20 protein-coding genes are annotated in these 20,394 nt (G+C 71.4%); 10 read left to right on the forward strand and 10 right to left on the reverse strand.

Going from position 1 to position 20,394, the window contains the following annotated elements:
- Positions 1–46: 46 nt before the first annotated feature.
- On the reverse strand, positions 47–1,852 hold the full coding sequence (locus ACIBKY_RS04205) for a substrate-binding domain-containing protein (protein ID WP_397094279.1): 1,806 nt from the start codon (positions 1,850–1,852) through the stop codon (positions 47–49).
- Between the two features lie 108 nt (positions 1,853–1,960).
- Between ACIBKY_RS04205 and ACIBKY_RS04210 the strand changes: the two genes are divergently transcribed.
- From ACIBKY_RS04210 to ACIBKY_RS04235, 6 genes are read left to right on the forward strand one after another with little or no spacing between them, the layout of a single operon-like run.
- Positions 1,961–2,536 carry an ATP-binding cassette domain-containing protein gene (locus tag ACIBKY_RS04210; protein ID WP_397094280.1) on the forward strand — a complete coding sequence of 192 codons (576 nt, stop codon included), beginning with the start codon at positions 1,961–1,963 and terminating at the stop codon, positions 2,534–2,536.
- Complete coding sequence (locus tag ACIBKY_RS04215; RefSeq protein WP_397094282.1) at positions 2,533–4,776, forward strand: YhgE/Pip family protein; 2,244 nt, start codon at positions 2,533–2,535, stop codon at positions 4,774–4,776. Before ACIBKY_RS04210 ends, ACIBKY_RS04215 begins: the two co-directional genes overlap by 4 nt.
- Complete coding sequence (locus tag ACIBKY_RS04220; RefSeq protein WP_379621924.1) at positions 4,773–5,339, forward strand: TetR/AcrR family transcriptional regulator; 567 nt, start codon at positions 4,773–4,775, stop codon at positions 5,337–5,339. Before ACIBKY_RS04215 ends, ACIBKY_RS04220 begins: the two co-directional genes overlap by 4 nt.
- Positions 5,340–5,362: 23 nt before the next feature.
- A complete protein-coding gene (locus tag ACIBKY_RS04225; protein WP_397094284.1) occupies positions 5,363–5,824 on the forward strand; it encodes an RrF2 family transcriptional regulator in 462 nt (153 codons plus the stop codon).
- A gap of 22 nt (positions 5,825–5,846) precedes the next feature.
- The gene (locus ACIBKY_RS04230) at positions 5,847–7,001 is read left to right on the forward strand and encodes an MFS transporter (protein WP_397094286.1); all 1,155 of its coding nucleotides are present in this window, start codon (positions 5,847–5,849) and stop codon (positions 6,999–7,001) included.
- Between the two features lie 53 nt (positions 7,002–7,054).
- The gene (locus tag ACIBKY_RS04235; protein ID WP_397094288.1) at positions 7,055–8,161 is read left to right on the forward strand and encodes a hypothetical protein; all 1,107 of its coding nucleotides are present in this window, start codon (positions 7,055–7,057) and stop codon (positions 8,159–8,161) included.
- Here ACIBKY_RS04235 and ACIBKY_RS04240 read toward each other — a convergent pair.
- Genes ACIBKY_RS04240 through ACIBKY_RS04250 form a run of 3 tightly spaced genes read right to left on the reverse strand, consistent with a single transcriptional unit; the run spans position 8,123 to position 10,167 of the window.
- A complete protein-coding gene (locus tag ACIBKY_RS04240) occupies positions 8,123–8,593 on the reverse strand; it encodes a PPA1309 family protein (RefSeq protein ID WP_397094289.1) in 471 nt (156 codons plus the stop codon). The two genes, ACIBKY_RS04235 and ACIBKY_RS04240, sit on opposite strands and share 39 nt — an antisense overlap.
- Positions 8,594–8,640: 47 nt before the next feature.
- Positions 8,641–9,282 (reverse strand): alpha/beta fold hydrolase, encoded by a 642-nt coding sequence (locus ACIBKY_RS04245; protein ID WP_397094290.1) that lies wholly within the window; start codon positions 9,280–9,282, stop codon positions 8,641–8,643.
- 21 nt (positions 9,283–9,303) lie between these two features.
- Complete coding sequence (locus tag ACIBKY_RS04250) at positions 9,304–10,167, reverse strand: lysostaphin resistance A-like protein (RefSeq protein ID WP_397094292.1); 864 nt, start codon at positions 10,165–10,167, stop codon at positions 9,304–9,306.
- Positions 10,168–10,262: 95 nt separating this feature from the next.
- Here ACIBKY_RS04250 and ACIBKY_RS04255 point away from each other — a divergent pair, with 95 nt between their 5' ends.
- Positions 10,263–10,967, forward strand: coding sequence for a poly-gamma-glutamate hydrolase family protein (locus ACIBKY_RS04255; protein WP_397094293.1), 705 nt, complete (start codon positions 10,263–10,265; stop codon positions 10,965–10,967).
- Between the two features lie 41 nt (positions 10,968–11,008).
- On the opposite strand, the gene ACIBKY_RS04260 is transcribed toward ACIBKY_RS04255, so the two are convergent.
- Positions 11,009–12,364, reverse strand: coding sequence for a dipeptidase (locus tag ACIBKY_RS04260; protein WP_397094295.1), 1,356 nt, complete (start codon positions 12,362–12,364; stop codon positions 11,009–11,011).
- 221 nt (positions 12,365–12,585) lie between these two features.
- Here ACIBKY_RS04260 and ACIBKY_RS04265 point away from each other — a divergent pair, with 221 nt between their 5' ends.
- Together ACIBKY_RS04265 and ald are read left to right on the forward strand one after the other, a co-directional pair.
- Positions 12,586–13,968: an aspartate aminotransferase family protein gene (locus ACIBKY_RS04265; protein ID WP_397094296.1), complete on the forward strand. Its 1,383-nt coding sequence runs from the start codon at positions 12,586–12,588 to the stop codon at positions 13,966–13,968.
- 49 nt (positions 13,969–14,017) lie between these two features.
- Positions 14,018–15,130, forward strand: a complete 1,113-nt coding sequence (gene ald / locus ACIBKY_RS04270; RefSeq protein ID WP_397094297.1) for an alanine dehydrogenase — start codon at positions 14,018–14,020, stop codon at positions 15,128–15,130.
- 341 nt (positions 15,131–15,471) lie between these two features.
- Here the strand turns inward: ald and ACIBKY_RS04275 are convergent, their stop codons facing one another.
- Complete coding sequence (locus ACIBKY_RS04275) at positions 15,472–15,933, reverse strand: VOC family protein (protein ID WP_397095442.1); 462 nt, start codon at positions 15,931–15,933, stop codon at positions 15,472–15,474.
- 5 nt (positions 15,934–15,938) lie between these two features.
- Positions 15,939–16,256, reverse strand: a complete 318-nt coding sequence (locus tag ACIBKY_RS04280) for a PadR family transcriptional regulator (RefSeq protein WP_379621908.1) — start codon at positions 16,254–16,256, stop codon at positions 15,939–15,941.
- 60 nt (positions 16,257–16,316) lie between these two features.
- Between ACIBKY_RS04280 and ACIBKY_RS04285 the strand changes: the two genes are divergently transcribed.
- Positions 16,317–16,688 (forward strand): VOC family protein, encoded by a 372-nt coding sequence (locus ACIBKY_RS04285; protein ID WP_397094298.1) that lies wholly within the window; start codon positions 16,317–16,319, stop codon positions 16,686–16,688.
- Positions 16,689–16,950: 262 nt separating this feature from the next.
- Here the strand turns inward: ACIBKY_RS04285 and ACIBKY_RS04290 are convergent, their stop codons facing one another.
- From ACIBKY_RS04290 to ACIBKY_RS04300, 3 genes are all read right to left on the reverse strand, one after another.
- Positions 16,951–17,847 carry a hypothetical protein gene (locus tag ACIBKY_RS04290; protein ID WP_397094300.1) on the reverse strand — a complete coding sequence of 299 codons (897 nt, stop codon included), beginning with the start codon at positions 17,845–17,847 and terminating at the stop codon, positions 16,951–16,953.
- Positions 17,848–17,980: 133 nt separating this feature from the next.
- Complete coding sequence (locus tag ACIBKY_RS04295) at positions 17,981–19,369, reverse strand: sel1 repeat family protein (protein WP_397094301.1); 1,389 nt, start codon at positions 19,367–19,369, stop codon at positions 17,981–17,983.
- Between the two features lie 57 nt (positions 19,370–19,426).
- Positions 19,427–20,332, reverse strand: coding sequence for a sulfite exporter TauE/SafE family protein (locus tag ACIBKY_RS04300; protein WP_397094303.1), 906 nt, complete (start codon positions 20,330–20,332; stop codon positions 19,427–19,429).
- Positions 20,333–20,394 lie beyond the last annotated feature (62 nt).

The following is a 20,394-nucleotide window of genomic DNA, read 5'->3' on the forward strand; positions in this document are numbered from 1 at the left end:
TCTCACGCCGGACACACGCCCCGCCGCGACGGCACGGGAAACGGCGTCAGAAGTTGCTCACCACCGCGGTGAACACCTGGTCGATGCTCCCCGGTTTGCGGGAGTCGTAGGCCGCCGCGTCCGTGGCCTCGGAGATCCGCTTGAGTACCCCGAGGTCGGCGTCCTTGCCGTAGGCGATGGTGAACAGGCGGACCGTCTCCGCGCCCTGTTCCGTCTTCAGCTTGGGCAGCAGGTTCTTCAGGGAGATGCTCTTCTTGTCCTCGTTCCGGCCGTCGGTGAGGAAGACCACGGCGTTGATCGCGTCCTGGCTCTGGATGCCGGACACCTGCCGGTGGGCGGCGAGCGCGGTGTCGTACAGGCCGGTGCCGCCCGCGGGGGCCAGGCCCTCGATGCGCCGCCTGATCTCGTCGCGGTGCCGGGGCGTCATCGGCGCGATCTCGGCCAGGCGCAGGTGGTCCTTGTCGCCGTCGCGTTTCAGGGAGAACATCCAGAGTCCCACCCGGTCGGCCGGGCCGAACTGGGGAAGTGTCTTGACGGCCGCCTGCTGGGCCAGTTCGAGCTTGCTCTTGCCGGTCTTGGGCGCCGGCGCGCCCATCGAGCCGGAGGTGTCGATCACGAGCAGCACGTTGGCGGGCTTGCGGAGCTCGGCCCAGCTCCGCAGCACCTTGTCGAGCACGTCCGGCGCGGGGGGCTTGAGCTCGGTGGCGGGCCGGCCGGGCAGCAGGCCGTTGGCCTCGGTGATCAGCTTGCCCGGAGTGCCGTCGTGGCCGCGGAAGGCGTACTCGGCGAAGCGGGCCTGCTGTCCGGGTGCCTGGAGATATTTCACGAAGTCAGCGGCGGCCTGTGCTTTTGCCGGGTTGAGCAGGGCGAAGGGGTTGTCGGAGAAGAGGGTGCCCTCCTTCGGATAAATGGCCACCAGCGGGACCTTCGGCTTGGGGTGCTTGCCCAGCGTCTTCGGGTCGCCGGTCGGGTTGCCCTGGTTGTAGTCCCACACCGACTTCTCCTCGACGGTCACCGCCGAGATGTAGGTCAGGCCGGCGCCGGCGTCGTCGGCGCGGCGCAGGTTCGACAGGAACGTGAGCGTGGTGTCGCCGTAGTGCACGATCGAACGTTCCATCGCCTGGACGAACCTGCGCGTCCCGGCGTCGGCCACGTTCTTCTCGGTGAGGTCGCCGGACAGGCCGGTGGCGGCGAAGTAGGCGCCCACGGTCGCGTTCAGGCCGGAGGTGGAGAAGTTCGGGTTGGTCTTGCCGAGGCGGAAGCTGCCCCACTCCGGCCGGCCGTACTTGGCCCAGCCCTGCCCGGACAGTTCGAGGATGTCGGACCAGCCGAGCGCTTTGTCGGGCCAGCCCAGCGCTTCGGCCATGGGCCGTGGCATCGCGATGACCAGCGGCGTCCTGGCGATCGACGGGTTGTCGCCGGCGACCGGCGAGGGCTTGCCGGCGGCGGCCGCGCGCTGGCGCAGCAGTGTCAGCCAGCTACTGCTCGCCGGTGACCAGACGTCGGGGCGGGGGCCGTCGAGCCGCTTGTCCCATGTGGTGGCCAGCGCGGTGAGCGCGCTGCCGCTGGCCTTGGTGACGACGACCACGTCGGTGCACGAGCCGCCGGAGCCGCGCCGGTTGTAGGCGGCGGCCATCCTTTCGAGCAGCTCGGACTTCTCCGGCGAGGCGAGGACCCTGAGCTTGGCGCCGTCGTTGTCGTCGCAGGCGTACTGCCGGTCCGGTCGCGGGGCGGCGTCCGTCCCGACCCCGACGAAGATCACCCGCAGCGCCACGATGAGCCCGCCGGCCAGGATGGCCACGACGACGACGCGCCCTAACCAGCGCCTGCGCCGCTGAGTCGGTGTGTACACCCCAGCCTCCCCGTGTCGCTACCTGTCCGACGAATGAGAACCCCGCGGAGTTGCAGCGCGCTTTCGTGGGTGTACGCTGAAATTTGTACTGACTGGTCAGTTCAAGAGGTGAGTGTCGTGATTGTCGCCGGCGGGTTGGCGGTGGACGGGGTGTTTCCCGAGGTCACGTTCGAGTCCGGAAAAGGGACTCTGACGGTGGTCGCGGGTCCGGCGGGTAGCGGGCGGACGAGCCTGCTGCTCACGCTGGCCGGCCGGATGAAGCCGACGGGGGGCACGCTCAGCGTCGCCGGGCACACCCGGCCGCGCGCCATCCGCAAAGCCGCCGCGCTGGCGCTGGTCGACGGGGTGACCGACCTCGACCGGTCGCTCACCGTCCGGGAGCACCTGCGTGAGCGGCGGCGCAAGCCGTACACCCAAGTCCTGAAGAGGGCGGGCGTGGTCGCGGACGAGCGCGCGCTCACCCGCGAGCTCGACCGCGAGCAGCGTGTACGGCTCGGCCTGGCCCTCGCCCTTCTCGACGATCCCCAAGTGATCATCGCCGACAACGTGGACCTCGGGCTGCCCGACGACCGGCGGCTCGCGCTCTGGCAGGTCCTGCGGGACCTGGCCGCGGCCGGGCACACCGTGGTGGCCTCCGCGGTCGAAGCCCCGGCCCGCGTCGACACCCTGGTGGAGCTGTCATGAAGGCGATGTTGCGCTCCCGGCTGACCAGGGCGGCGCTGGCGGCCGTGGTGGTGCTGCCGCTGCTGTACGCGGGTCTGTACCTGTGGTCGTTCTGGGACCCGCAGGGCAACCTCGACCGGGTGCCGGTGGCGCTGGTCATGGAGGACCGGCCGGCCACCGTGGACGGCAAGACCGTCGACGCCGGAAGGGAACTGGCCGACGAACTGGCCGGGCGCGAGGTCTTCGACTGGCGTCGCACGACCGCTCAGGAGGCGGCCGACGGCGTCAACGACGGCAGCTTCTACCTGTCGCTGACGATCCCGCGCGACTTCAGCGCCAACCTCGCCTCGCCCTCCGACGACAAGGGCACGCCGTCTCCCGCCCAGCTCGGGCTGCGGGTGGACACCGGGCGCAGCTACATCGTCGGCACCATCTCCGACGCGGTCTTCAACGAGGTGCGCTCGGCCGCCGCGCGCACCGCCGTACGCGACTACTTCGACAAGGTCTTCGTCTCCATCGGCGACATCCACGACAAGACCACCGAGGCCGCCGACGGCGCGGGCGAGCTGCGCGACGGCACGGTCAAGGCCGGTGACGGCGTCTCCCGGCTCAACACCGGCCTCGGCAGCGCCGAGGACGGCGCCAAGCAGCTCTCGGTGGGACTCAACAGCGCCAACACCGCCACCGGCAAGCTCCAGAACGGCTCCGCCAAGGTCACCCAGGGCATCGGCAAGGCGACGGACGCGATGGGCAGGCTCAAGAAGGGCCTGGACGAGCTGGGCGACGGCGCGGGGAAGCTGGCCGGCGGCAGCCGGCAGGCGTACGAGCGGGTGCACGCGCAGCGTGGCACGGTCAACCAGCTCGCCGGCAAGTACGTGCCGGTGCTCAACGAGTACGGGCCGATGGTGGCCGAGTCGGCCAACGCGGTCGCCGACGCCGCCGACCAGCTCGCCGACGGGCTGGAAGGGCTGGCCGGGCGCGCCGGCGGCAACGCCCGGGAGGCCGCCTCCCAGGCACGGGCCGCGCTCGACCTGCTGGACGGCGAGTCCGACCCTCAGCTGCGCGGCCTGCTCAGGAGCACGGCGAACGCGGCCGAGCGCGCCGCCGAGCAGGCGGGGCAGCTCCAGGAACGCTTCGGCGGCACCTCGGACCTGCCCGGACGAGCCCGCGAGCTGGCCGGGAACGCGCGCAAGATCGCCGCCCTGGCCCCCGAACTCGGCCCCAAGCTCGACCAGGTCAGGGAGCAGGTCAACGCGCTCGACGCGGGCCTGGCCAAACTGGCCGACGGTGCGGCGAAGCTGGACGCGGGCGCCACCAAGGCCGGGCAGGGCGTCACCAAGCTGCACACCGCCGCCACCAAGCTCCAGGACGGATCCCAGCAGGTCACCGACGGGATCGGCAAGCTCGGCGGCGGACTGGTCAAGCTCGGCGACGGAGCCACCCAGCTGCACTCGGGCGTCGGCAAGCTGCACGACGGCGCGGGCAAGGTCGACGACGGCATGACCAAGCTGACCAAGGGCTCGCAGGACCTCGCCGACGGCCTCGGCGACGGCGCCGAGAAGATCCCCGACTACTCCAAGCAGCAGCGCGAGTCCCGCACCGACGTCATGAGCGACCCGGTACGGCTGGCCAAGACGGTTGACAACGAGGTGCCGAACTACGGCACCGGATTCGCCCCGTTCTTCCTGCCCCTGGCGCTGTGGGTGGGCGCGATGATCGCGTTCATGGTGCTGAAGCCGCTCAACCAGCGGCTGCTGGCCGGCGCCTCGGGCCCGATGCGGATCGTCATGGCCGGCTGGCTGCCCGCCCTCGCGCTGGGCGCGGCCCAGGTGGGCGTGCTGCTGGCCGTGCTGAGGTTCGCCCTCGGCCTGGAGGCGGCGCATTGGGCGGGCGTGGCCGGGTTGCTGCTGCTGACCGCGGCGGCGTTCATGGCGATCGTCCAGGCGGTCAACGCGCTGCTCGGCGCGCCCGGCCGGGTGGCGGCGCTGGCGCTGCTCATGCTGCAGCTGACCTCGGCGGCGGGCACGTACCCGATCGAGACCTCGCCCGGGTTCTTCCAGACGATCTCGCCGTGGCTGCCGATGAGCTGGGTGGTCTCGGCGCTGCGCCGGCTCATCAGCGGCGGGGATCTGACCGTGGTGTGGCAGGCTTGCGGGGTGTTGTCAGCCTTCCTCCTGCTCGCGCTCGCGCTGACCGCGCTCGCCGTGGAGCGCGGCCGCGTCTGGTCCGTGAAACGCCTGCACCCGGAGCTGTCGCTGTGAGTCGCGCCGACACCCGCATGAAGGTGTTCGGCGCGGCCGTCGCGCTGATCGCCGAGCAGGGCTACTCGGCCACGACGGTCGACGCGATCGCCGAGCGGGCCGGGGTGGCCAAGGGCACCGTGTTCTACAACTTCGGCAGCAAGGAAGGGCTGTTCGGCGCCCTGCTCGAGCACTCGATCGGCAAGCTGGCCGAGGCGCTGTCGGAGGCGGCGGTGGGCGCGAGCGCGCTGGAGCGCCTGGACGCGGTGGTGCTCGGGCAACTGCGCTTCTTCGAGCAGTACGGCCCCTTCGCCCGGGTCCTGCTGGCCGAGATGTGGCGTACCGCCTGGCAGGAGGCGGTGGCCCAGCTACGCGCGCGGGCGCTCGGCGTCTACGCCGAGGTGCTGCGCCAGGCGGCCGACGGCGGCGAGGTCCGTGCCGACCTCGACGTGGAGACGGCGGCCACCGCCATCTTCGGCATGGTGCTGACGGTCTCGATCGAACGCCGGGTCATGCACCCGGAGCGTCCGCTGGAGGAGACGCACGCGACGCTGGTCGAGCTCCTGCACGGCAGGGTCCGCTAACCGGGACGTGTAATATCCCGGTTATGCGGATCGGTGAAGGGGTGGAGTGGGGGCTGCACTGCTGCCTCACGCTCGCGTGGCTCGGTGAGCGGCCGGTGTCGACGGCCAAGTTCGCGACGTTGTTCGAGCTGCCGCCCGCGTACCTGAAGAAGAGGCTCCAGGCGCTGGTCAGGGCGGGCATCCTCACCTCCGCGCCGGGGGCCAAGGGCGGTTTCCTGCTGGCCAGGGCGCCCGAGCGGATCACGCTGATGGACGTCGTGACCGCGCTCGAAGGGCCGGACGAGGCGTTCCGCTGCACCGAGATCCGGCAGCGCGGGGTGGAGCCGTCCCCGGAGTTCGCCCGGCCGTGCGGGGTGGCCACCGCCATGCGCAAGGCGGAATTGGCCTGGCGGCGGGAACTGGCCGGGCAGACCGTGGCCGACCTCGTGGCCACGGCGCCGCCGGGCGCGGCGGCCCGGATGCGTCAGCGGTTCGCACGTCTGTAGTTTTCTCGTGAGGAGAATAGGGATGTCTACTATCCCGATTAGAAGCTGGGTGCTGGCACTCGGGACGTTCGCCGTCGGGACCGACGCCTTCGTGGTGGCCGGGTTCCTGCCGGAGATGGCCGCCGACCTCAGGGTGTCCGAGGCGGCGGCGGGGCAGTCGGTGACGGTGTTCGCGGTCGCCTACGCGCTGGGCTCGCCGGTGCTGGCCACGCTGACGGCCCGGGTGCCGCGGCGCAGGCTGCTGGTGGCCGCGCTGGTCGTGCTCGGGCTGGCGAACCTGGGGTCGGCGCTGTCGTCCGATCTGGGCGTGCTGATGGTGACGCGGGTGGTGGCCGCGCTGGGCGCCGCCGCGTACACGCCGAACGCGGGCGCCGCGGCGGCGGCCCTGACCGCGCCGCAACACCGGGCGCGGGCGTTGAGCGTGGTGGTGGGCGGGCTGACGATCGCCACGGCGCTCGGCGTGCCGCTGGGCAGCCTGGCCGCGCAGCAGCTCAGCTGGCGCGGCGCGCTCGCGCTGGTGGCCGTGCTCGCGCTGGCCGCAGCGCCCGCGGTCCGCGCCGTGCTGCCCGAACTGCCCGGCAACCCGCGCGTGCCGCTGCGCGAGCGGCTGGCGGTGCTGCGCCACCCCGCCGTCATGCGCGTGCTGCCGCTGACCGTGCTCGGGATGGGAGCGGCGTACACGGCCTATGCCTACAGCGTCCCCGCGCTGGCGGGCGTCGGGGTGGGGGCGATCGGGCCGATGCTCTTCCTGTACGGCGCGGGCGCCGTGGCGGGCAACCTGCTGTCCGGCTACGCCACCGACCGGTGGGGCGCCCGTCCTGTCCTGGCCGCGGGCTACACGGTCATGGCGCTCACCATGGCCGCCCTGGCCTGGCTGGCCGCGTCGGGCGTGCGGCTGCCGGTGCTGGTGGGCGTCCTGATGGCGGCGTGGGGCGCGAGCAGCTGGTGCCAGACCCCGCCGCAGCAGCACCGCCTCATCGCCGCCGCGCCGGCGGAAGCCGCGCTCCTGGTCTCCCTGAACTCCTCGGCGATCTACTCCGGCATCGGGCTCGGCACCATACTCGGCGGCCTGGCCCTCAGCGCCGGAACCCTCTGGATGTACGGCGCCGCCGCCCTGCTCGCCACCCTCTCCCTGGCCTACACGGCGCAACATGCCGATACGGAGATGTCGTCTTGACGGCGGCGGACACGCAGGAGAAGGGTGAAATGCCGCGGACGGAGGAGTGGGGCATGTCCTGGAGCCGGTTCATCGTGCCGACCGCGAAGCAGGTGCGCAGGACCGTGACGCGTGAGCAGACGGTGCCGGCTGAGCAGGCCCTGGAGCGCACCGACAGCAAGACGACGCCCGCCAAGCCCGCCGAGAGCGTCCGGCGCTTCATGGCTTCGCGGCACGAACCGCTCGCGCGCCTGCGCAAGGCCGTGCGCGAGGTGGAGAAGCAGCCACCGGCGCCGCGCAGGACCGAACAGGCGCAGCGGCTGCTGACCGAGGTGAATAGCCTGGAACGCCCCGCAGGGCCGCAGGCTGAGCTGGCGAAACTGAGGCAGCGGCTGGAGGCGGTCATCGCCCCGCCGCCCCCGGAGACGACGCTGACGGCGGGGCGGCAGGACGCGGGCGGCGTCACCGTCGAGGAGACCGTGCTGGACGGACGCACCCGCAAGGTGGACATCGACGGGTCCTTCGGCGTGGTGGTCGGTGACGACAACCGGCAGGACAACCACTTCCACTACGAGGTCGCCGACAGCCCGGTCTCGCTGCCGGAGCTGCTCACCGCGACCCCCGCCCTCGAACGCGCGCTGGCCAACCTCATCGAAGACCCCGGCAACGCCCGCGCCGCGCGCACCATGAAGGACCTCCTGGAACAGCAGGCCGACAAGCTCCTGTCCGGCAAGGGCGCCATCACCACCACGTCGGAGCCCAAGCGCGCCCGCCTGACGGGCGTGCTCGGTCCCGGCGGCGAGGTCGTGGTGACCCGGTCGAAGGGCGTCGTCGTCGGCAGGGGCAACGTGCAGAAGAACCACTTCCACTACCGCGTGGAAAAGCCGCAGGCGCTCCTGGCCAGGGCCCTGGCCCAGAACGCGGGCGCGCTGAAGCGCATCGCCGAGGTCTACGGCAAGCCCGGGACCCGGGACGCCGACCGGGATCTGGGTGCCATGCTGGCCAAGCTCATCACGGCGAAGCCGCAGGTGAATCAGGTCATCGGCAGCGCGCCGGTCAAGAGTGTGCGGAACGCGACAGGTGTCACGCTCGGTGCGCGCAACCTCCGCACCGACACGGTCCACCCCCGGCTCCGCTACAAGCTAGGGGTGACCGTCCGTGCCGAAGGTCGCCAGCAGTGAGGGCACCAGGTCGTCGGCGCCGGAGCGCCATTCGTCGGTGCCGCGCAATCTGAGCAGAGACAGGTGATGGCCGTCGCGTAGGACGCCGATGGCCAGGTGCGCCAGGCGCCAACGGACGTGCATGCCGCGGGGCCGCCTGACCAGGGCGGTCCGCACGACCATCTCGGCGATCAGCACACAGCCGTGCACATTGTCCGGCCAGGTCACCTTGGTCAGTTCCGTCCTGAGGTCACCCCCGGGCAGCGGGGTGAGCGGGATCGCCAGGAGGGTGCCGGGCGGCAGGTCCGTCAGCTCGTCCAGGGGGTAGGCCGTGTCGAGGTAGGTGTCGCGGTCGGTCAGGGCGTACAGGCGGCGCTCGCCGTCCCAGCCCTCGGCATCGGCGTCGCGCTCGGCGGCGATCACCGCGGCGGCCAGCGCATCGTGATCTGCCATGCCGGGATCATCCCGCCGCACGGGCGCGAGGGATAGCCCCTCTCCGGTCAGAGGTAGGACTCCAGGCGGTCGGCCAGGTCCTTGGGGCGCGACAACATGGGGGAGTGGCCGCCGTCCATCTCGTCGGGGACGACGCCGAGCCGTTCGCGCGCCATCCTGCGCATGAACGCGGCCTCGAACCACCGGTCCTCCCGGCACAGCAGGAACCGGGTCGGCACGTCGGGCCAGGCGGCCAGCGGCCACGGCTCCAGCAGCGCCTTCTCCTTGTGCTCGCGCCCCGTCGAGACCACCTCGGCGGCCAGGTCGGGTGGCACGTCCTGCAGGAACAGCGCGATCTCGTCGCCGATGTCCTTCATGCCGAAGCCGGAGTTCGTCCACCAGTCGGCCGGCGGCTCGCCCGGTACCGGGACCATCGCCGCGACCAGCACCAGCAGCCTCGCGGCCGGCAACCGGTCGCAGACCAGGGGGCCGATGAAGCCGCCCCACGAGTGGGCCACGACCACCACGTCGTCACGCGGCCCGAGCGCCCGCACCACCGTGTCGGCGTAGTCGAGCAGCCCGGCGTCCGGGTCCTCCACCGGCAGGTCGACGGCGACCGTCTCGTGCCCGCGCGATCGGAGCTGGGCTTCCAGGAGCCGCCAGTGCCAGGCGTTCCCGCCGCCGCCGTGGATCAGTGCGAAAGTGGCCATGTGCCCCATCCTGGCAGGCGGTCACAGCGCGTTCAGCAGCATCTGGACGAAGACCAGGTTCGTCACCACGTGGATGAACACCGGCACCCACAGGTTGCGGTAGCGCGACCACAGGTATCCGGTCAGCAGCCCGAACACCCCCTGGAAGGCGATGATCGTGGCGATGCCGAGCAGCGGGTCGTCGGGCTTGATCCGGGAGGTGTGCATGAACGCGAACAACAACGAGGACGCCATGATCGCCGGCCACCTGCCGTACAGCACCTCCAGGCGCGTCTGCAGCCACGCCCGGTAGAAGAACTCCTCCAGCACGCTCGCCGTCAGCAGCGTGAGCAGGGATAGCACCACGAGCGTGACCATGTCCGGCAGCTCACCGGGCGGCGGATGCGCCAGCGGCCCGATCTGCGACAGCACGAACCAGGCCACCACGGCGGGCAGCGGCGCCAGCCACGTCACCGGCTTCGGGATCGCCCTGGCCTTGGGCTCGCCGCCCCGGATCACCCGGAAGGCCACGAGCGGGATGAGCAGGAGGAAGACGACCTTCGCGCCGTGGTAGAGAAGCCCCTGGGCGAACGGCGCGGCGATCGCCATGAGGACGGCGGCGCCCACCAGAACCTGGGTCTCCCTGACCAGCCGGGCACGGGGCAACTCTGCCAAGGGCAGCGGCGGCTCGGTCCTCGGTGACACCAGCATCGCCAGCACGATCGCGGCCAGCGCGGGCACGAAGGCGGACCACAGGGAGATGCCGGGCGCGCCGGAGCCGGAAGACGGAACGATCTCGGTGTGGCCGGTCAGCACCAGCCAGCCGTACGCCAGGACGAAAAGGGCGCCGCCCGCCACCACGAAGGCGAGGTGAGAACGGGACGTCTGGGACACCGTGGAGCGCATGGGGACCATCATCGCGGGATTTGGTCAGCCTGACAGTCCTCCAAAAGCAGGATGCCCTAGCCTGCTTGTGATGATCTCCGACTGAAAGGTGTCACGTGAAGAGAGCCCTGCCCGTCGCCGCCGCCGCAGTGAGCCTCGTCGCGCTCCTCGCCCCGCCCGCCGCCGCGGCGGACACCCACAAGAACGCGGACACCTACAAGAACTACGCCGACCTGGCCGCGCACGAGCGCGAAGGGACGGACTACCGGCGGATCCAGCGATTCCCGAGTGGGGCCAAGGTGGCGCACATCGCCATCCACGGCGGCGCCATCGAGTCGCCCACCACCCAGCTGGCCGACCACGCCGCCGGTTCCAGGTACGCGTTCTACTCCTTCGTCGGCCTCAAGCCCGACGGCAACAGCAAGCTCCACATCACCTCGACCCGCTTCGACGAGCCACGCGCGCTCAAGCTGGTCGGCGCGGTCGGCACCACGGTGTCCTGGCATGCCGCCGCGGGCGACAACGTCACCACGTACGTGGGCGGCAGGGACAAGGCGCTGATCAAGAAGGTGAGCCGCGCGCTGCGGGCGGCCGGGTTCCGCGTGGCGGCCGAGGTGCCCCAGGAGATCGGCGGCGACGACCCCCGCAACATCGCCAACCGCAACCGCCGCGGGATGGGCGTGCAACTGGAGATCAGCAGGGGACAGCGGGAGCGGTTCTTCGAGGACGGGAAGCTGGCCAGGGCCTGGGTCGAGAACCCCGCGCACCGGACCAAGGACTTCTACTCCTACGTCGCGGCGGTCAACCGCGCGCTGCGCTGAGCCGAAGGGCCCGCCCCCGGCCGGGAGCGGGCCCCTGACGGCTAGACGCCGAGAGCGGAGGGCAGGCTCAGCTCGTGGAGGAACAGGGCCTCCGTCGTGGCGATGCGGCGCAGCTCCTCCAGGTCCACCCGCTCGTTCGGGGCGTGGATGGCCGCGTCCTCGTCCTCCGCGCCGAACAGCAGGATCTCCGCCGCGGGGAACTGCTTGAGCAGCGTGTTCACCAGCGGGATCGAGCCGCCGGCGCCCACGTCGCGGGGCGGGCGGCCGAAGGCGCGGTCCATGGCGCGGTTGAGCGCGGAGCGGGCCTTGCCACCCGAGTCGGCCTGGAAGCCGGAGCCCACCGTGAAGTCGGTGAAGCCGACCTGCGCGCCCCACGGAGTCGCCTGGCGCAGGAAGTCGACGACCGCGTCCACGGTCGTCTTGGGGTCGGCGGCCGGCGGGATCCGGACCGTGACGCGCGCCCTGGCCGCCGGCTGGACGGCGTTGACCGCGCCCGACACCGACGGGACGTCCAGACCGGTGACGGTGATCGCGTACGACGACCAGAGGCGGTCGGCCAGGCTGCCCGAGCCGACCAGGCTCACGTGGTCCAGGACACCGGCGGTCTGGCGGAACTCCTCCTCCGACGGGCCCTGGCCCAGGAACGTGCCACGCGGCAGGCCCGGGACGCGGATGTCGCCGTTGTCGTCGTGCAGGGTGGTCAGCATGCGCATCAGCGCCGACAGCGCGTCGGGCGCCGCGCCGCCGAACGAGCCGCTGTGGACGGCCTCCTTCAGCGTGCGCACCTCGATGGTGAAGGCGGCCATGCCGCGCAGCGACGTGGTCACCGACGGGTCGCCGATCTTCGGGTTGCCGGTGTCGGCCACCACGATGGCATCGGCGCGCAGCAGGTCGGGGTTGCGCTCGACGAAGGCCTCCAGGCGCTCGCCGGCGTACTCCTCCTGGCCCTCGATGATGACCTTGATGCCCACCGGGAACTGGCCCTGGAAGGCACGTAGTGCCAGGACATGGCTGATGATGCCGGACTTGTCGTCCGCGGTGCCCCTGCCGAACAACTGGCCGTTGATGAGCGTCGGCTCAAACGGCGGGGTACGCCACGCCGCCGGGTCACCCGCGGGCTGCACGTCGTAGTGCGCGTACAACAGGACGGTTGGGGCGCCGGGAGGCGCGGGGGCCTCGCCGTACACCGCGGGAAAGCTTCCCTCGACCGCGATCTGCTGGACGTGCGGGAGGCCGGCGGAGCGCAGCAGTTCCTCGGTTACGGCAGCCGCGGCGTGAACCGGCTCTGCGGGGTGCCCGGGAAAGGCCACGGAGGGGATGGCAGCGAGGCGCTTGAGTTCCTCGACGGCCTGCGGCATCGCGGCGGCGACGGCGCTCTCGATCTGGTCAGGAGTCACGGGACGGTCCCCCGGGTCGGTCTAACAGTACAACTCATTGGATCACAGAAGGTTCCACAGGGTGGAAACCGACCAAGCTAATCTACCTGCGGATTTCGTTGCCGTTACATATAGGTTCTGCGGATCTCGGTTTTCTTGCATATTGGTGCGACGCTTTCACTTGGCAATACCCCAGGTGAAAGGGCAGACTGTTGGGAGCTCAGACACGAGGGAAGATAACCATGACGCAGCCGGAATCCGACATCCTCAAGGCCGCGCAAGACAACCTGTGGCTGCACTTCACCAGGCACAGCGCCTACGAGCAGAACGAGATCCCCACCATCGTGCGCGGTGAGGGCTCCTACATCTACGACATCCACGGCAAGCGCTACCTCGACGGTCTCGCGGGGCTCTTCGTCGTCCAGGCCGGGCACGGGCGTAGCGAACTGGCGGAGGCGGCCGCCAAGCAGGCCCAGGAGCTGGCCTTCTTCCCGCTGTGGTCCTACGCGCACCCCAAGGCGATCGAGCTGGCCGCGCGCCTGGCCGAGCACACGCCGGGCGAGCTCAACCGCGTCTTCTTCACCACCGGCGGCGGCGAGGCGGTCGAGACCGCGTGGAAGCTGGCCAAGCAGTACTACAAGCTCGTCGGCAAGCCGCTCAAGCACAAGGTCATCAGCCGCCAGATCGCCTACCACGGCACCCCGCAGGGCGCCCTGTCGATCACCGGCATCCCCGCGTTCAAGCAGATGTTCGAGCCGCTGGTACCCGGCTCGATCCGGGTGCCCAACACGAACCACTACCGCGCCGAGGAGATCTCCGGCGTCGCCGGGATGACGGCGGAGGAGTACGGCCGCTGGGCCGCCGACCGCGTCGCCCAGGCCATCGAGATGGAGGGCCCGGACACCGTGGCCGCCGTCTTCGCCGAGCCGGTGCAGAACGCGGGCGGCTGTTTCCCGCCCCCGCCCGGCTACTTCCAGCGCCTGCGCGAGATCTGCGACGAGTACGACGTGCTGCTCGTCTCCGACGAGGTCATCTGCGCCTTCGGCCGGCTCGGCACGATGTTCGGCGGCCAGAAGTTCGACTACGTGCCCGACATCATCACCTGCGCCAAGGGCATGACCAGCGGCTACTCGCCGATCGGCGCGATGATCGCGCACGAGCGGCTGTTCGAGCCGTTCAAGAGCGGCGACACGATGTTCGCCCACGGCTACACCTTCGGCGGCCACCCGGTCAGCGCCGCCGTGGCCCTCGCCAACCTCGACATCTTCGAGCGCGAGGACCTGCTCGGCCACGTGACCCGCAACGAGCCCGTCTTCCGCGGCAAGCTCGAAAGCCTGAAGGACCTGCCGATCGTCGGCGACGTCCGCGGCGCCGGGTACTTCTGGGGCATCGAGCTGGTCAAGGACAAGGACACCAAGGAGACCTTCGACGCGGACGAGTCCGAGCGGCTGATCCGCGGCTACCTGTCGCACGCGCTCTACGACGCCGGCCTCTACTGCCGCGCCGACGACCGCGGCGACCCCGTGATCCAGCTCGCGCCGCCGCTGATCGCGGGTGAGAAGGAGTTCGACGAGATCGAGTCGATCCTGCGCTCCGTCCTCACCGAGGCGTGGAAACGCCTCTGACACCCTCCGTCCGGCACAGCGTGGTGCCGGAGAACGAAAGGAACGACCCATGAAGATCGGCGTGCCTGCCGAGGTCAAGAACCACGAGTATCGCGTCGCCGCCACCCCCGCCGGAGTTCACGAACTCACCCGCGGTGGCCACGAGGTCTTCGTCCAGCGTGGTGCCGGACTCGGCTCGTCCATCACCGACGAGGAGTTCCTCGGCGCGGGCGCGAAGATCCTCGACACGGCCGACGCCGTGTGGGGCGAGGCGGACATGGTGCTCAAGGTCAAGGAGCCCATCGCCCAGGAGTACCACCGCATGCGCGAGGGCCAGGTGCTGTTCACCTACCTCCACCTCGCCGCGGGCAGGGAGTGCGCCCAGGCCCTCCTGGACAACAAGGTCACCGGTATCGCCTACGAGACCGTCCAGGTGGGCAACGCCCTTCCGCTGCTCGCCCCGATGTCGGAGGTGGCCGGTCGGCTGGCTCCGCAGGTCGGCGCGTACAACCTGATGCGGTTCAACGGCGGGCGCGGCGTGCTGCCCGGCGGCGTGCCCGGCGTCTCGCCCGCCAAGATCGTCGTGATCGGCGGCGGCGTGTCCGGCCTCAACGCGGCGCAGATCGCCGTCGGCATGGGCGCCGACGTCACCGTCCTCGACACCAACGTCGACCGCCTGCGCTTCATCGACGCCATCTACCAGGGCCGCCTCAAGACCCTGGTCTCCACCTCCTACGCCATCGAGCGCGAGGTGCTGCAGGCCGACCTGGTGATCGGCGCGGTCCTCATCCCCGGCGCCAAGGCCCCGACGCTCATCTCCAACGAGCTCGTGTCGCGGATGAAGCCGGGCTCCGTGCTCGTCGACATCGCCATCGACCAGGGCGGCTGCTTCGAGGACTCCCGCCCGACCACGCACGCCGAGCCGACGTACATGGTGCACAACTCGGTGTTCTACTGCGTGGCGAACATGCCGGGCTCGGTGGCCAACACCTCCACCTACGCGCTGACCAACGCGACCCTGCCGTACGCGGTCAAACTGGCCAACCGGGGGTGGAAGGAAGCCCTCAAGAGCGACCCGGCACTCGCCCTCGGCCTCAACACCCACGACGGCGCCCTCACCAACGCTCCTGTGGGCGTGGCGCTCGGCCTTCCGTCTGTTTCCGTCGCTGAGGTGCTCGTTTAGCTTCCCCTTTTTTGGTTGCGGCTCTCGGTTACGGCCGGCCCGGCTGCCCCCACCCCCGCACGGGGCTGGGGGCATTCCAGGGAAACGGCAGGCAGGCCGCGCGTGGCGGGCCCCCGTAACGTGCGCACCGCCGGCCGGCATCCACCAACCGGGGCCCACCCGCCGCCTCCCGGCCACCTCTGCCCGGGTGTTGCCGACCGGGGCTCATCCGGCGCGGGTCGCCCGTGAGTCGCCGGCCCGGACTCGCCCGCCACGGTCGGCCGCGAGCCCGGCACGGTCGGCCGCGAGCCGGCCGGGGTTGCCTGCCGTCGCCGGTTGGTCGCCCGTTGTTGTCTGGGCGGTCAGCTGGGTTCTTCGGGGGGTTGGTGGGTGGGTATCGCTGGGGTTTGGTCGATGATGTCGTCCGGGGTGAGCTGTTCGCGGGCCGTCGTCACCGCCCACCGGTGGCCGAACGGGTCCCGGATGACCCCGTACTTCTCCCCCCAGAACGCCTCCTGCACCGGCATCTCCGAGACGGCGCCCGCGTCGAGGGCACGCCGTTCGACCTCGTCGGGGTCGTCGATCTCCAGCAGGATCAGCACCGGACTGCCGCCCACCGTCGGCGGCGCCAGCGCGCCCAGTTCGGGCGTCTCCTCGCTCACCAGCAGCCGCCCGTCGCCGACCTGCAGCTCGACGAAGAGGATCGCCCCGTTGGGCAGCGTGTTCCTGAACACCTCGACCGCCCCGAACGCGGCCTTGTAGAACGTGATCGCGCTCTCGGTGTCGAGCACGAACAGGTGTGGGCTCAGCCCCTGCGGCCTCATCGTCGTCACGTGACCAGTCCAGCCTCTCGTGCGGCCGTCACCATGCGGGCCATGAGCTCGGCCTCGGCGCGCGCGGCCGCCTCACCCGCCCGGGTCAGCCGGTAGTAGCGGCGCCGGGCGTCGTGGGGGGCTGCCGGATCGCCTTCCTCCGTCTCTTCCACCAGTCCGTCGGCCAGCAGTCTGCTGATGGTCCGGTAGAGCGTGCCCGGACCCAGTTTGACCGCTCCGCCGCTGACGTGCTCGACGAACCGCATGATCGCGTAGCCGTGGGCGGGTTCGCCGGCCAATGCCAGGAGCACGTGGAACCCGGCGGTGGTGAGCATGCTTGACACCATAGCACCACAGTGGTTATATCCGAACTGGATATAACCAAGGAGAATACAATGACGATCAACGTCACCAAGGTCACGCTCTACGTCCAGGACCAGGCCGCCGCCCTCGACTTCTGGACCCGGAAAGTCGGCTTCGAAGTCACCACCGACCAGCCCTACGGCCCCGACACCCGCTGGATCGAGGTCTCCCCGCCCGGCGGCGGCGTCGGCCTCGTCCTGTTCAAGGCCGGCCCCGACTGGCCGGCACTCAGCCAGGACCAGCCGAACTACGTGCTGTTCGACACCGAGGACATCGTCAAGACCCACGAGAACCTGGCCGCCAGGGGCGTGACGTTCGACGCCCCGCCCAAGGAGGAGCCCTGGGGCTGGTCCGCCGTCTTCCTCGACAACGAAGGCCACCGCTTCCACCTCAGCCAGCGCTGACCCCTCCGCCCGGTTTTCGGGCGGACTTTCCGTTACGGCTCCCGCCCCACCCACCCGCCCCGCCGACGTGGGCGCGCGGCTGTCGAGCGATGGTCGTGAGGGCTCACGGGCTCCTCGCCGTAACAACTCCGCCCTGGGCCGGTTACCGGCCCCCGAAGACGGCATCCCGAACCTCCGCGAAAGGGCGCAAACGCGAAGGGACGGAGACGCGTAAGAGCGGAGACGCGAAGGGTGCGAACGCGAAAGGGCGCGAAGGGGTTGGCTACAGGGGGCCGTAGAACAGGCGGAGGCCGGTTCTGGCGTCGAGGACGGGGCGGTCGCCCAGAGGGGTGCGTAGTTTGACCGGGCGCTTCTCGATCGACGCCCATCCGGAGCACGCCGCCCCGTACGGCTGGACGCGCGGCTCGACCACGACCGCGTCCGGCTCCTCGTGGACGTTCATCCCCAGCAGGCGGCCGCACTTCAGGTGGATGAGGTGGATCGTCAGCGTGCCGTCCGGCGCCTCCTCGAAGCTGCCGTCGAACGGCGTCGTCGGCCCGAGACCGGGCGGCATCGGGTCGACCGCCGCGTCGGCGACCGCCACCCGCCGGATCGGTCCCGGCAGTCCGTCCACGTCGAAACGCCAGGCCGGTGCCTCGGCCGGGCCCCGGTGCGTGCGCACGGTGACCGTCTCCAGGCTCACCCGGGTCACCTTCGCCTGCCGGCAGTTCGCCGGGTCCTCGCCGGTCTCCTCGCTGCGCCGTTCTCGCTCCTCCTCGGTGATCCCGCCCTGGCACACCGGGTTCACCGACGGCCTCCCGGGGATCTCACGTGGGTTGGCCACCTGGTAGGCGGCGATGTCCGCGGGGGTGAGCGGCACCTCCAGCGTGCGGCCGTCGGCCCATCGGACCGTCCCCTTGGCCGGGCTCGTCACGGTGGGCTGGTCGTAGACCAGGCCAAGATCAGGATTTCCGAACCGGGCCGCCGCGACCTCGGGTGACATGATCGTCAGGTCCTGCCGGGGGTTGAAGCCGGACCGCCACACCGCTCCCGGACCCGCTCGCCAGGTCATCAGTGCCCGTTCCGCCCGTCCCTCGAAGGACGCCGGCGGCCCTGCCTCGTTCCGTGCGCCCGGCACCACTGCGGCCAAAAGCACCAGGATCATGAAATATCTGATCATCAAGCCCACCTAAGATCACCAGCTCACCCTCCCTGAGACGCGCCACACCCGTCTCCGGGCCCACGGCCGGGGATGATCAGCTGATGTTCTGTGCGCCCGCCCAAGGGATCTGTGCGCGCGCCCAGGCGCGGCGTCAGCGCAGGCCGAGGCGGGTGCGCAGGTCGCGGGCCGTGGCCAGCACGTGGCCGACCTCGCCGGGGCTCGGCCACGGGGCGGAGCCGGGGCGGATCAGGGTGGTGCGGATCGAGGCCAGGTGGTCGATGGCGCCCGCGTGCAGGCCGCTGCGTTCGACCAGCCACACCACCACGTCGGCGTGGTCACGCAGCGGACGGGTGACGAGGTCCCAGGTGCCGAGGATCTCGGTCAGTTCGGGCACGCTCAGCGGGACCCCGCCGCGCCGGCCGGTCGCGGCGGCGGCGAGTTCGGCGCGGGCGTGGAGTTCGGGTTCGGCCAGGCGGTCCCAGGTGGGCTGGGGCGGGTCGGCGAGCCACTGCTCGGCCTCGTGGTTGTGGCCCGCCGCCGACAGCAGGCCGCCGAGCTCCATCGCCGCCCTGTGGTGGCCGGACAGCGCGGCCTGGCGGAACCAGTGCTGACCCCCGGCCAGGTCGCCGAACTCGGCGATCAGCAGCAGGCCGAAGTTGAAGGCCGACTCGGCGTCGCCGCTGGCCGCCGCGCGGCCGAACCAGTGGCTGGCGGCCGGCGAGTCGCTGAGCTCGACGCAGACGAACCCGGCCATCCGCTGGTCCTCCAGCCGCCCGGCGTTGGCGGCGCGCTCGAACCACGCGCGCGCCGTGCGCAGGTCGCGCCGGGACAGGGCGATGCCGCCGAGCTGGGAGGCCGCGCCGGGGTGCTCGCTCTTCGCGGCCAGCCGGTAGTAGGCCTCCGCGCCCTCGGGGTCGCGGCTGGCCTGCAGGAACAGGCCGAGGTGGTAGGCGGCCTCGGCGTGGCCGCCGCGCGCGGAGAACTCCCACCACTGGACGGTCTCCTCGTCCTCGCCCGCCGAGTAGGCGAGGAAGCCCAGGTCGTGGCCGGAGGCGACGTCGCCGTCCACGGCGGCTCTGCGGTGCCAGTCGCGGGCCGCGGCCTGCTCGCCGGCGTCCTCGCAGAGCAGCGCGAGACGGCGGGCGGCGGTGCGGGAGCCGGCGCGGGCGGCCTTGTCGTACCAGGACTTGGCGCCGGCCAGGTCGCCGCGCTGCTCCAGCAGGAGCGTGGCGAGGTTGAGCGCGGCCTCGGCGTCGCCGGTGCCGGCGGCCAGCTCGTACCAGGACACGGCCTCCTCCAGGCTGCCGTGCTTCTCGTGCCAGACGCCCAGGTTGTAGGCGCTGTCGATGTTGCCGGCCGCCGCGGCGCGCTCCCACCAGTGCCGCGCCGCGGAGCGGTCGCCGCGCTGGGCGTAGAGCTTGCCCAGGCGATGGGCCGCCTGCGGGTCGCCTGACTGGGCTTCCGCGATCAGCTCGGGTTCGTCTCCGGTACGGGGCGCCGGAACGGCCGCCTCCGCCACCTCTCCTTGCCACCACGCCATCCACTCAGCGTGACATGTAATCAAGCGACTGCGGAATGTAATCGCGGAGCTGGTGCTCTAGGAGAAGCGAATGAAACCGGTGTACATGCCCATGGAGCAGACGTAACGCAGGGTGCCGGGGGGCTGGGGCGGGAGCCGTACCGTGGCGGGAAGGGTGTGGTCGCGGCCGGCGAGCGTCACCGTGCGGGTGCATCCTTGGCCGGCCAGGTGGAAGGTGACCTCCACGGGCACGCCCGCGCGCGCCTCGACCATCGCGGGACGGTAGCCGTCGCGCATGGCCCAGATGTCCACCTTCTGTTCGCCGCGTGCGGTCATGGCCAGGGCGGGCGCGGGGGAGGCGGGCAGCCAGCCGCCCAGGCTGACGCCGGAGCCGATCGTCCAGAGGCCGACGGCGATCGCGGCGGCCCCGGCGAAGGCGGCCAGACGGGTACGGGACAGTCGTCGCAGGATGTAGCCGAGCAGGGCGAACGCCGGTGAGGTGCCCAGGACGAACCCGGCCATCACCGCCGCTCCTGACAGCGCCGAGCCGGTGGAGACGGCCACCATCTCGATGCCGAGCGTGACGCCGCACGGCAGCAGGATCGTCGCGGCGCCCATGACCGGCGCGGCGGCCCGGCGCGGGGTGCGGTGCGGCGCGCAGGCGGCGCGCCGCCGGATCAGCCGGACGGCGAAGGCGATCACGATGATCCCGGCCGCGACGAGCAGTCCCGCGCGTGCCCGCGGCGGCAGTTGAACGGCGGAGCCGAGCCAGCCGAGCAGCGCCCCGGCCAGCACGTACGCCGCCAGCCGTCCGGTCAGGAACTGGGCCACCAGCCAGGGCCGGGCCTTGCCGTGGCCGCAGTCCTCGCGGCATCCGCCGCCGGTGAGGCCGACGAGCAGGCCGCCTTGCACGGCCGTACAGGAAGCGGTCCCCGCCACCAGTCCGGCGGCGAGGCCACTGACGAACAGTGCGCCCGGCCCCATGCTCAGGGTGAGGGGGCCGGGGTGTCGGGCCGCATGGACGCAGCGTAACCCGCGCCTGTCAA

Source organism: Nonomuraea sp. NPDC050394 (assembly GCF_044459065.1).
In the GTDB taxonomy this organism is placed as follows: Bacteria; Actinomycetota; Actinomycetes; order Streptosporangiales; family Streptosporangiaceae; genus Nonomuraea.

Coding starts and splice junctions, on each gene's coding strand:
- ACIBKY_RS04215 (WP_397094282.1), top strand. CDS start 2,533: ATGAAGGCGATGTTGCGCTCCCGGCTGACCAGGGCGGCGCTGGCGGCC.
- ACIBKY_RS04225 (WP_397094284.1), top strand. CDS start 5,363: ATGCGGATCGGTGAAGGGGTGGAGTGGGGGCTGCACTGCTGCCTCACG.
- ACIBKY_RS04230 (WP_397094286.1), top strand. CDS start 5,847: ATGTCTACTATCCCGATTAGAAGCTGGGTGCTGGCACTCGGGACGTTC.
- ACIBKY_RS04235 (WP_397094288.1), top strand. CDS start 7,055: ATGTCCTGGAGCCGGTTCATCGTGCCGACCGCGAAGCAGGTGCGCAGG.
- ACIBKY_RS04240 (WP_397094289.1), bottom strand. CDS start 8,593: ATGGCAGATCACGATGCGCTGGCCGCCGCGGTGATCGCCGCCGAGCGC.
- ACIBKY_RS04245 (WP_397094290.1), bottom strand. CDS start 9,282: ATGGCCACTTTCGCACTGATCCACGGCGGCGGCGGGAACGCCTGGCAC.
- ACIBKY_RS04250 (WP_397094292.1), bottom strand. CDS start 10,167: ATGCGCTCCACGGTGTCCCAGACGTCCCGTTCTCACCTCGCCTTCGTG.
- ACIBKY_RS04265 (WP_397094296.1), top strand. CDS start 12,586: ATGACGCAGCCGGAATCCGACATCCTCAAGGCCGCGCAAGACAACCTG.
- ald (WP_397094297.1), top strand. CDS start 14,018: ATGAAGATCGGCGTGCCTGCCGAGGTCAAGAACCACGAGTATCGCGTC.
- ACIBKY_RS04275 (WP_397095442.1), bottom strand. CDS start 15,933: ATGAGGCCGCAGGGGCTGAGCCCACACCTGTTCGTGCTCGACACCGAG.
- ACIBKY_RS04280 (WP_379621908.1), bottom strand. CDS start 16,256: ATGCTCACCACCGCCGGGTTCCACGTGCTCCTGGCATTGGCCGGCGAA.
- ACIBKY_RS04285 (WP_397094298.1), top strand. CDS start 16,317: ATGACGATCAACGTCACCAAGGTCACGCTCTACGTCCAGGACCAGGCC.
- ACIBKY_RS04290 (WP_397094300.1), bottom strand. CDS start 17,847: ATGATCAGATATTTCATGATCCTGGTGCTTTTGGCCGCAGTGGTGCCG.
- ACIBKY_RS04295 (WP_397094301.1), bottom strand. CDS start 19,369: ATGGCGTGGTGGCAAGGAGAGGTGGCGGAGGCGGCCGTTCCGGCGCCC.
- ACIBKY_RS04300 (WP_397094303.1), bottom strand. CDS start 20,332: ATGGGGCCGGGCGCACTGTTCGTCAGTGGCCTCGCCGCCGGACTGGTG.